Raw genomic sequence first — 10,578 nt, 5'->3', positions numbered from 1 at the left:
TCGGGTTCGCCCGACTATGGAGATAAACGCGCGCATAATAAGCGGACTGGACCCGGGTGCGATTCCCGGCGGCTCCACCAATCTTCCTTCCGGGTTATCGCCGGGAAGTGCGGGGCCGATCAGCATCGACAGACGTGTAAAGGCGTTGCTTTCTCTCGGCCTGACCCACCGTTCCGGGTTTTAAACTAAATGCGAACGATAACTTCGCTGAGGAAGTTCGCCTGGCTGCGTAATGCGGTCCGGTAACATCCGAACCAAGTCCTAGGGGTTCAGATCCTTAGGCGGGGCCCGAGGGGCGCCTGGCAACAGAAGCCCCTCACTATTCTCAGCAATCGTTGGCGCCCCTCGCTTTGTCCGCAGAACTGCGGGCGCCTGGCAACAGAAGCCCTCCACTTATTTCAGTGGTTCTGGCGCCCTTCACGCCTTCCAACCTGCCGCTGCCGCGGCCGCCACGCCCCACCGCGGGTAGGCCTCCATGTCAGCTTCAGGACAGAAGCGGCCCCGCGTCCTGCTTCCAGCCTTGCGCGCGGCCCGGCAGTCGCTACCTTCCAGGTATTCGTTCCGCTTCGGAGTTGCGCGTGTGGCCCAGGATCCGCCGGCCCAGGATCTGATGAATTACGAGGCCCTTGCGCAGGACGCCCTGCGTGGGGTGGCGAAGGCCGCGCTGAAACGCGCCGCCGCGCCGGAAGGACTGCCGGGCTCGCACCACTTCTACATCACGTTCAAGACCGACGCGGCCGGCGTCTCAGGCCCGGTCGATCTGCTGTCGAAATATCCGGACGAGATGACCATCGTCCTGCAGCATCAGTACTGGGACCTGGCGCCGGGCGAGACGTTCTTCTCGGTGACGCTGCAGTTCGGGGGCCAGCCCAAGCGGCTCTCGATCCCCTATGCGGCCATCACCCGCTTCTACGATCCGTCGGTGCAGTTCCTGCTCCAGTTCGAACCGCCTCCGCCGGCGCCGCCTGAGACGAAGGCCGCTCCCGAGGGCAAGCCGGACGCCAAGGCCGACGACGCCCCGAAGGGCGACGCCACCATCGTTTCGCTCGACCAGTTCCGGAAGAAGTGACCGCATGACCGACGTGGCGTCGCGCGAACCGGAGACCCTCACCGACGAGGCGATCCTCCAGCGGTTCCTGCGCACCAAGAACCAGCCGACCGGTTCCCAGACCCTGGGCTTCAGAATGGTCTCGGTCAGCCAGGCCACGAAGTCGGTCGAGGTCGAATTCGACGCGAAGGCGGAACTGCTGCTCAATCCCATGAAGCAGATCCAGGGCGGCTATCTCTGCGCCATGCTGGACGAGGCCATGAGCGTGGCCTGCATGGTGGCCTCCGGCATGACCGCCGTCGCCCCTACGCTGGAGATGAAGACCAGCTTCCTGCGGCCCGGCATGCCCGGCAAGATCAAGGGGATCGGCCGGGTGGTGAAGTGGGGCCGCCAGGTCGCCTTCACCGAGGGTGAGCTCTACGACCCCGACGGCCGGCTGCTGGCCAAGGCCACCGGCACAGCGATCCCCACCCCGTTCGGCAACTACAAGAAGTAGGCGTCCGATGGCCCGGCTCCTCGTCCTCCTCACGGCCCTCTGGGTGGCGATGGGGGCGAGCGCGGCGCAGGCGGCTTCGGCGTTCACGGACTGGTCGGCCGTCGTGGTGGCGGGCGACTGGCACGCGCACGACGGCGGCCCTTCGGAAGGCTTCGACAACGCCCGGCGCGACGTCAGCGCCGCCTTGGTCCAGGCGGGCTTCCAGCCGCAGAACATCCGCCAGTTCTCTGTGCGCCCGGAGCGGTACAAGGACACCAATCCCGAAAAGAGCGACCTGCGGGGCATCTACGGGGCGCTTGTCGACCTGTCGGGCCGCACACAGGGCGGATGCGTGTTCTACATGACCTCCCACGGCGCGCCGCAAGGCGCCCAGTTGGACCAGGGCCTGCTCCGGCCCGGCGTGCTGGCCGACATGCTGGACCGCACCTGCGGCAAGCGGCCGACGGTGGTCGTGATCTCGGCCTGCTTCTCGGGCGTTTTCGTACCCGTGCTCGCCCAGTCGAACCGCATGGTCCTGACCGCCGCACGGCCCGACCGCACCTCGTTCGGCTGCGGCCAGGACATCAAGTACCCCTATTTCGACGACTGTTTCCTGTCCGCGATGCCGGACGCGCGGGACTTCGGCGGCCTGGCCGGCGCCGTGCGCGAGTGCGTGCGGGCGCGCGAGGTCGCCGAGAAGCTGACGCCGCCGTCCGAACCTCAGATCTGGGTGGGCCCGCAGCTTCGGCCCATGCTGCCGCTCTACGCCTTCGACGCCGCAGCCAGGACGACGCACGCCGCAGGTGCGGCCGGACTGCGGCAACCCTGAACGCCGGCGCCGCGGCGGGACGTCACGTTCGGGTCAGCCCCGTTCGATCGGGGGAGACGGGCGGCCCGACTCATCCGCAGTGATAGGATTGGCGGCGATTTGGCGGAGTGATCCCAAGCGATGCAAAAGCTCGGCAGGGCGATGCTGGCGGCGTTGGCGCTCTTGGTCGGAGGGCCCGCTGCGGCTCAGGATGGCCCCCCGCCGGCCGCCTCGCGCACGCCGGCCGCCGGGGCCGCGCTGCCCAAGGCGCCCGTCCCCTACACGACGATCCGCCCGGCGGCCTCGCCCCCTCGATCCGCGGGCAAGCCGACGGCCTCCCCTGCTGCAGCCACGCCGCCCACGCCTCCGCGTCATCCGAACGGCGCGCGGCTGGCATCCAACCAGCCCATCGATCCCGTGCAGCTCGAAGCCTTCGTGGATGGCTGGGTCAGCGACGCCCTGCGCCGCGAGCACGTCGCCGGCGCCACGGTCTCGGTCGTGCAGAACGGCCAGGTGACCCTGAAGAAGGGCTACGGCTTCGCCAGCCTGTCGCCGCGCCGGCCCGTCGACCCCGACCGCAGCCTGTTCCGCGTCGGATCGATCTCGAAGACCTTCACCTGGATCCTCCTGATGAAGGAGGTGGAGGCTGGCCGTATTCGCCTGGACCGGCCCGTCAACCTGTACCTCCCGGAGAAGGTGCGCCTGACCGGCCGCTCGCGGGACGTCACCGTCGGCTCCCTGCTCAACCACACCTCGGGGTTCGAGGATCGCGCCCTGGGCCAGCTATTCAAGAACGACCCGCGGCGCGTGCGCCCCCTGGACCTCTACCTGCGCCAGGAGCGCCCCAGTCGGATTCGCCTGAACGGCGCCATCTCCAGCTATTCGAACTACGGCGCCGGGCTCGCGGGCGCGGCCACCGCCTTCGTCTCGGGCAAGACGTTCGAACGCCGCGTCGAGGAGGAGATCACCGGCCCCCTCGGCATGGCCAGCACCACCTTCCGCGAGCCCCGTCCCGAGCGGCGTGGCCTGCCGGGCGCCATGCCCGAACGTCTGCGCGGCGACGTGGCCGTGGGCTACGCGTGGCGCGACGCGGGCTACTTCCCGTACGACTACGAGTACATCGGCCAGATCGCGCCGGCGGGCTCGGCGTCGTCCACCGCGGGCGACATGTCCCGTTACATGCTGATGCTGCTGGGCAACGGCAGTTGGAACGGCGCGACCGTCTTCGGTCCCCGCGCGGCCCAGGCCTTCCGCTCGCCCATGCGCAAGACCCCTGTCGGTATCAACGGCTGGGCGCACGGGTTCATGACCTTCGACCTGCCCGGCGACTACCGCGGCTATGGCCACCTGGGCGACACGCTGGCCTTCCATTCGGCGATGATCGTGGTTCCGGAGCTGAACCTCGGCGTCTTCATCAGCACCAACGGCGGCAACGGCGGCGAGGTCGCCGCCGGCCTCCCCGAGGCGGTGCTGCGCGCCTTCTATGCCCCGCCCGCCGTGTTCCCGCGATCGGGGTCTGCGGATCTGCTCGCGGCGGCGGACGTGTTCTCCGGCGACTATCTCAGCACCCGCCGCGCCTACGGTGGCCTGGAGGGCTTCGTCGGCCTGATCGCCGGCGGGGCGAGCGTCACCGTCACGCCGGGCGGGCGGCTGTTGACCAGCGACTTGGGCGGGACCCGCGCCTGGACGCTGGAGGGGCCCGCAAGCGAGGGCCGCTTCATCTCCACGACTAGCGACGCCCGCCTGGCCTTCCACATGGAGGACGGGCGCGCGGTCAGCTTCCGGACGGGAGCCAACGCCGAGACGCTACAGCGGACCCCGTTCCTGCAGCGCCGCGGCACGCTCGCCTTCATGGCCGCCCTGACCGCGCTGACCGCCGCCGCCACCCTCGTCGGGCTCATCCTTCGCAGCCGTCGCGACCTGCGGCAGAACCAGATCCAGGCCCGGGCGGCGCTGATCCAGAACATCCAGGCCGGCCTCTGGCTTGCCGCGCTCGGCTTCTTCGCGGTGTGGGCGGCGCAAGCGTCCGATCTCGCCGCCATCATGTACGGCTGGCCCGGACCGCTGGTGGTCACCGCCTCGGCCTGCGCCCTCGTGGCCGCCGCGCTCACCCTGCTCACCATCGCCGCGGTGCCGGCCATCTGGCAGGGCGGCCGCCGGGTCGAATCATGGAGCGGGCTCAGGAAGGTGTTCTTCACGATCACCGTGCTGATCTATGCCGCGTTCTCGGTGCTGCTGGCCGTAAACGGCGCACTGGAACCCTGGAGCCGCTAGCGGTCTTCCCGGTCAGGCTGAGCCATCCTGACGGGACCAGAAGGCCTCCGGTCTCAAAGCTGCGAGCCTGTCGATCCCCGTAGGCTTGACGCTGGCCGACCGGTGTCGGGCCCCAGGGCTCGCGCCTAGGCATTAACTGCCGCCTGCGACAGCCTGTCCGAGGCGGCCACGGCCACGCTTAAACGAGGCCTTAACCAAGGACTGGGTAAATCCTGCCTACCAGAGGGGGAGAACCGCGTTTGCGGCGCCCTCCGTGATGGGAAGGGGCCACCGGTTGAACCAGTTCGTTGGCATGCTGCAGAGGTTCGGGATCGGCCGGCTGGCCGCGATCCTGGGCGTCGCCGCGGGCCTCGCCGCCGTGTTGGCGGCCGTGTTCATGAACCTGGGCCAGCCCAAGGCCCTGCTCTATTCGAACCTGGACCTCAAGGAAGCCGGCTCGATCACCGCCGCCCTCGACCAGGCCGGCGTCAAGTACGAGGTCAAGGGCGACGGTTCGACCATCATGGTGCCGCGCGACGAGGTGGCCTCCACCCGCCTGATGCTCTCGTCCAAGGGTCTGCCCACCGCAGGTTCGGTCGGCTACGAGATTTTCGACGAGGCCAACGCCCTGGGGCAGACCGACTTCGTCCAGCAACTGAACCGCCAGCGCGCCCTGGAAGGCGAGCTCTCGCGCACCATCCTCTCCCTCGACGGGATCACCTCTGCCCGCGTCCACCTGGTGCTGCCCAAGCGCCAGTTGTTTGAGGAAGAGGCCGAGCAGCCGTCCGCCTCGATCACCATCGGCGTCGGCGGCCGCGAGCCCTCCGCCGATCAGGTCCGCGCCATGCAGAACCTCGTGGCCGGCGCCGTGCCCAACATGCGACCCGACCGGGTCACGGTCGTCGACCAGCACGCCAAGACGCTCTCCGGCGGCGAGACGGGCATGGCCGCCGAGGCCGACAGCCGCAAGTCCGAGGTCGAGCAGCGCATCGCCAAGCAGGTGAAGACCATGGTCGAGGGCGTAGTCGGCGCCGGCAAGGCGCGCGTCAACGTCACCGCCGACCTCGACCTGGCCCGTGTCACCACCCAGGAAGAGCGCTTCGATCCAGACGGCCAGGTGATCCGCTCGGAGTCGACCCAGGAAGAGAACTCGCGCGAGAATGACCAGGCCGGCTCGGGCCAGGCCTCGGTCGCGGCGAACATCCCGGGCGGTCCCGGCGGCGACCAGAACACGAACTCCACGCAGAGCGGCCGCACCGACTCCACCACCAACTACGAGATCTCGAAGACGGTCACGACCAAGGTCGAGGAGCCCGGCACGGTGAAGCGCCTGTCGGTCGCCGTGGCGGTCGACGGCGTCAGCGCCCCTGGCAAGGACGGCAAGCCCGGCCCCTACACCCCGCGCTCCGCCGAGGAGATGCAGCGGATCGAGACGCTGGTCCGCACCGCTGTCGGCTTCAACCAGGACCGTGGCGACCAAGTGAGCGTCATCAACGTGAAGTTCCCCACCGCCGACGACGGCGAGGGCGTGGTCTCGGCCAGCCCGCTGATGGGCTTCGACAAGAACGACATCATGCGCGCCGCCGAACTGGGCGTGCTGGCGCTGGTCGGCATCCTGATGATCTTCTTCGTGGCCCGGCCTCTGCTGGGCGGCGGCAAGGGCGGCGGAGCGGTCGCCGGCGGCGGAGGCGGCAACGCCCTGATCGCGCCGGCCGGCCAGGTGACCCGCGTCATGGTCACCCCCGACGGCCAGGCCATGCAGATCGGCGGTGGCGGCGACCAGCTCGCACTGCCCGGTCCCGGCGACGACGCCAACGCCCGCATCGACATGGCCCGCGTCGACGGCCAGGTCCGGGTCAGCGCCGTGAAGAAGGTGTCCGAGTTCGTGGAGCGCCACCCCGACGAGTCGGTCGCGATCCTCCGCTCCTGGCTGCATGAGACCAACTGATGGCGGCGCCCCGCGGTAATTCGAAGAGCATCGTCGACCCCTCCCGCCTGAACGGTGCGGAGAAGTGCGCAGTCATCCTGCTGGCGCTGGGCGAAGAGCACGCCGATGTCTGGCAGGCGCTGGACGAGGAAGAGATCAAGGAAATTTCCCAGGCCATGGCCAGCCTGGGCAACGTGACCGCCGGCGTCGTCGAAGACCTGCTGGTGGAGTTCGTCGCCGGCGCGGCCGGCACCGGCTCCATCATGGGGTCGTTCGAACAGACCCAGAAGCTGCTCGCCTCCATCATGCCGCCCGAGAAGGTGGACGCGCTGATGGAGGAAATCCGCGGCCCGGCCGGCCGGACGATGTGGGACAAGCTCGGCAACGTGAACGAGGCCGTGCTCGCCAACTACCTGAAGAACGAATACCCGCAGACCGTCGCGGTGGTGCTGTCCAAGATCAAGTCCGAGCACGCTGCCCGCGTGCTGGCCGCCCTGCCCGAGGACTTCGCCCTGGAATGCGTCATGCGCATGCTGCGCATGGAGCCGGTGCAGCGCGAGATCCTCGACAAGATCGAACAGACGCTGCGGAACGAGTTCATGTCCAACCTGGCGCGCACCTCCAAGCGCGACAGCCACGAGATGATGGCGGACATCTTCAACGCGTTCGACCGTCAGACCGAGACGCGCTTCATCACCGCCCTGGAAGAGCGCAACCGCGAGGCGGCCGAGCGGATCCGCGCCCTGATGTTCGTGTTCGAGGACCTCTCGAAGCTGGATCCCGGTGGCGTCCAGACGCTGCTGCGCGGCGTCGAGAAGGACCAGCTTGCCCTGGGCCTCAAGGGCGCGTCGGACGCCCTGCGCGAGATGTTCTTCTCCAACATGTCGGAACGCGCCGCGAAGATCATGCGGGAAGACATGGAGACCATGGGGCCCGTCCGCCTACGCGACGTCGACCAGGCCCAGATGGCCATCGTGCAGGTCGCCAAGGACCTCGCCAACAAGGGCGAGATCATGCTGGCCGGCTCGAGCGGCGAAGATGAGTTGATCTACTGATGTCGGAAGCGTTTGAAAAATTCAGCTTCGACACCGAGTTCGACAACAAGGGGTCGATCGCCTTCCAGGCGCAGCGCCCCAAGCGGTTATTCCCGGCCGAGGAGGTCGAGCAGATTCGCGCCCAGGCCTACGCCGAGGGCGAGCGCGCCGCCCTTGCCAGCATCGCGGCCCAGCAGGCCAACGCGCTGGGCCAGATCGCGGCCGCCTGCGCCCAGGCCCTGCCCCGGCTCGCCGAGGTGGCGCACGAGCACCGCCAGGGCTCGGCGGCGCTGTCGCTGGCCTGCGCCCGCGGCATCGCCGACGCGGCTTTGGAGAAGTTCCCCCAGGCCCCGGTTCTGGCCGCGCTGGACGCCCTGGCCCGCGAGATCGACGCCCAGCCCCGGCTGGTGGTTTCGGCCGACCCGGCGCTCGCGGAGAACCTGCAGGCCGTCCTCGAGGATGCGGCGCGCAACCTCGGCTTCGACGGCTCGGTCGTGGTCAGGCCGGACGGCGCGTTCGGACGCCACGCCTTCACCCTCGATTTCGGCGACGGCCAGGCGGCGTTCGACCCCGCCCAGGCCGCCGGCCGCGTGACCCTGGCGCTGGAGGCCGCGCTCGCCGCGGAGGGCCTCCACGCCGAACCCCTGATCCCCGGCTCAGAAAGCTAGACCCATGGCCGAAGACGACCTGAAACTCGACGAGTTCGCCCCCGACGCGGACGCCGACGCCACCCTCGCCAGCCTGCTGAGCGAGGAGCGCACCGCCGGCGACCTGGCCCCCGTGTTCGACGTGCCGGTGGCGATCTCGGCCGTCCTCGGCCGCTCATCCATGTCGGTGGCCCAGTTGCTGCAGCTCTCCCAGGGCTCGGTGCTGGAGCTGGACCGCAAGGTCGGCGAGGCGATCGACATCTACGTGAACAACCGCCTGGTGGCCCGCGGCGAAGTCGTGATCGTCGACGAGCGGCTGGGCGTGACCATGACGGAAATCATCAAGGACGGCGACGCCCAGGCCTGAGCCTGAGCGTGTGAGGGAGTTACGAAGATGCGGCTTCTGGTCGTCGGAAAACTGAGTGGACAGCTCTCCACCGCCGTGAAGATGGCGATGAGCGCAGGCGCCAAGGTCTCGCACGTCGAGACCATCGAGGCGGCGACGCACGCCTTGCGCGCCGGCCAGGGCGCTGACCTACTGATGGTCGACTACGACCTCGACATCGCCGGCCTGATCGCCGCGAACGAGGCCGAGCGGATCCGGGCGCCGGTGGTGGCCTGCGGCATCGCGGCCGACCCCAGGCGCGCCGCCGACGCGATCCGCGCCGGTGCGAAGGAGTTCATTCCCCTCCCGCCCGAGGCCAACCTCATCGCCGCCGTGCTGGCCGCGGTCAGCGACGACAACCGCCCCATGGTGGTGCGCGATCCGGCCATGCAGCAGGTGATCCAGCTCGCCGACCAGGTGGCGCCGTCCGACGCCTCGATCCTCATCACCGGGGAGAGCGGCTCGGGTAAGGAAGTCATCGCCCGCTACGTCCACCAGAAGTCGCGCCGCTCGAACAAGACGTTCATCTCGGTCAACTGCGCCGCCATTCCCGAGAACCTGCTCGAGAGCGAGCTGTTCGGCCACGAGAAGGGCGCCTTCACCGGCGCGCTCGCCCGCCGCATCGGGAAGTTCGAGGAGGCCAACGGCGGCACCCTGCTGCTCGACGAAATCAGCGAGATGGATGCCCGACTGCAGGCCAAGCTGCTCCGCGCCATCCAGGAGCGCGAGATCGACCGCGTCGGCGGCTCCAAGCCGGTGAAGGTGGACATCCGCATCCTCGCCACCTCGAACCGCGACCTGGCGCAGGCTGTGAAGGAAGGCACGTTCCGCGAGGACCTGCTCTACCGCCTGAACGTCGTGAACCTGCGCCTGCCGCCCCTGCGCGAGCGCCCGGGCGACGTGATCGCCATGGCCGAGTTCTTCGTGAAGAAGTACGCCGCCGCCAACGGCATGCCCGAGAAGCCGCTCTCGGCCGAGGCCAAGCGCCGCCTGGCCGCCCACCGCTGGCCCGGCAACGTACGCGAGCTGGAAAACGCCATGCACCGCGCGGTGCTGCTCGCGGTCGGCCCGGAGATCGACGAGAACGCCATCCGCCTGCCCGACGGCCAGCCGCTGGCCCCCGCCGATCCGATGGTGCGCACGGCCCAGGCCGCCGCCAGCGCCGCCGAGGTCGCCACCCGCTCGTTCGTCGGCCAGACGGTGGCCGAGATGGAACAGCAGTTGATCATCGACACCCTGGAGCACTGCTTCGGCAACCGCACCCACGCGGCCAACATCCTGGGGATCTCGATCCGCACGCTGCGCAACAAGCTGAAGGAATACACCGAAGCGGGCGTCTCCGTGCCGGCCCCGCAGATGGGCGCCAGCGCGGCCTGAGGTTCGTAAGACTTGTTAACCATATCGGCGCCCCCCAGCGCCGATAACGATTTGGAGGTCCCAGGTTCGGGTCCTCTCCAGGAGCGTCCCGGCTGATGGCCGACACCACCGTCACTCCGCGCCTGTCCAACGCCCCCTCCGGCAAGGAGGTGATGGGGTGGCTGATGCGCGGCGACGTGGCGCTGGCGCTGGGCGTGATCGGCGTCGTCGTCCTGATGATCATGCCGATCCCGGCGATCCTGCTGGACGTGTTCCTCTCGATCTCGCTCGCGATGTCGATCCTGATCCTGATGACCGCGATCCTGATGAAGCGGATCCTGGACTTCACGGCCTTCCCGACCGTGCTGCTGGTGGCGACGCTCTACCGGCTGGCGCTCAACATCACGACCACCCGCCTGATCCTCAGCCACGGCCACGAGGGCGCCCACGGCGCCGGCCACGTCATCGAGACGTTCGGCAAGCTGATGATGGGCGGCAACTTCATCATCGGGGTGATCGTCTTCGCGATCCTGGTTGTCGTGAACTTCGTCGTCATCACCAAGGGCTCGGGCCGGATCGCTGAAGTGGCCGCCCGCTTCACCCTCGACTCGATGCCCGGCAAGCAGATGGCCATCGACGCCGACC

General features: G+C 68.9%; 10 protein-coding genes and 1 other RNA gene. All 11 read left to right on the top strand.

The window, feature by feature from the left end; translation table 11 throughout:
• Positions 1-321, top strand: a transfer-messenger RNA (tmRNA) gene (gene ssrA / locus Q0L11_RS05270); the annotation flags it as partial.
• A gap of 259 nt (positions 322-580) precedes the next feature.
• Positions 581-1,069, top strand: a complete 489-nt coding sequence (locus Q0L11_RS05265) for an SspB family protein (RefSeq protein ID WP_296595868.1) — start codon at positions 581-583, stop codon at positions 1,067-1,069.
• Positions 1,070-1,073: 4 nt separating this feature from the next.
• Positions 1,074-1,544 (top strand): PaaI family thioesterase, encoded by a 471-nt coding sequence (locus Q0L11_RS05260; RefSeq protein WP_296595867.1) that lies wholly within the window; start codon positions 1,074-1,076, stop codon positions 1,542-1,544.
• Between the two features lie 7 nt (positions 1,545-1,551).
• On the top strand, positions 1,552-2,352 hold the full coding sequence (locus Q0L11_RS05255) for a C13 family peptidase (RefSeq protein ID WP_296595866.1): 801 nt from the start codon (positions 1,552-1,554) through the stop codon (positions 2,350-2,352).
• A gap of 120 nt (positions 2,353-2,472) precedes the next feature.
• Complete coding sequence (locus Q0L11_RS05250) at positions 2,473-4,605, top strand: serine hydrolase (protein WP_296595865.1); 2,133 nt, start codon at positions 2,473-2,475, stop codon at positions 4,603-4,605.
• A 274-nt stretch (positions 4,606-4,879) separates the two neighbouring features.
• Positions 4,880-6,532 carry a flagellar basal-body MS-ring/collar protein FliF gene (fliF, locus tag Q0L11_RS05245; RefSeq protein ID WP_296595864.1) on the top strand — a complete coding sequence of 551 codons (1,653 nt, stop codon included), beginning with the start codon at positions 4,880-4,882 and terminating at the stop codon, positions 6,530-6,532.
• The gene (gene fliG / locus Q0L11_RS05240) at positions 6,532-7,566 is read left to right on the top strand and encodes a flagellar motor switch protein FliG (protein ID WP_296595863.1); all 1,035 of its coding nucleotides are present in this window, start codon (positions 6,532-6,534) and stop codon (positions 7,564-7,566) included. The genes fliF and fliG overlap by 1 nt, the downstream gene beginning before the upstream one ends.
• Entirely contained in the window at positions 7,566-8,213 is a 648-nt protein-coding gene (locus Q0L11_RS05235) for a flagellar assembly protein FliH (protein ID WP_296595861.1), read from the top strand. The genes fliG and Q0L11_RS05235 overlap by 1 nt, the downstream gene beginning before the upstream one ends.
• Positions 8,214-8,217: 4 nt before the next feature.
• Entirely contained in the window at positions 8,218-8,559 is a 342-nt protein-coding gene (gene fliN / locus Q0L11_RS05230) for a flagellar motor switch protein FliN (protein WP_296595860.1), read from the top strand.
• Between the two features lie 27 nt (positions 8,560-8,586).
• The gene (locus Q0L11_RS05225; protein WP_296595858.1) at positions 8,587-9,954 is read left to right on the top strand and encodes a sigma-54-dependent Fis family transcriptional regulator; all 1,368 of its coding nucleotides are present in this window, start codon (positions 8,587-8,589) and stop codon (positions 9,952-9,954) included.
• A 95-nt stretch (positions 9,955-10,049) separates the two neighbouring features.
• The coding region (locus Q0L11_RS05220) for an FHIPEP family type III secretion protein (protein WP_296595857.1) at positions 10,050-10,578 on the top strand (529 nt) is incomplete at its 3' end.

This window comes from Phenylobacterium sp. (assembly GCF_024508875.1).
Classification (GTDB): Bacteria; Pseudomonadota; Alphaproteobacteria; order Caulobacterales; family Caulobacteraceae; genus Phenylobacterium.
The sequence above is the reverse complement of the archived record's forward strand: the minus strand, read 5'-3'. Positions and strand labels throughout refer to the sequence as shown.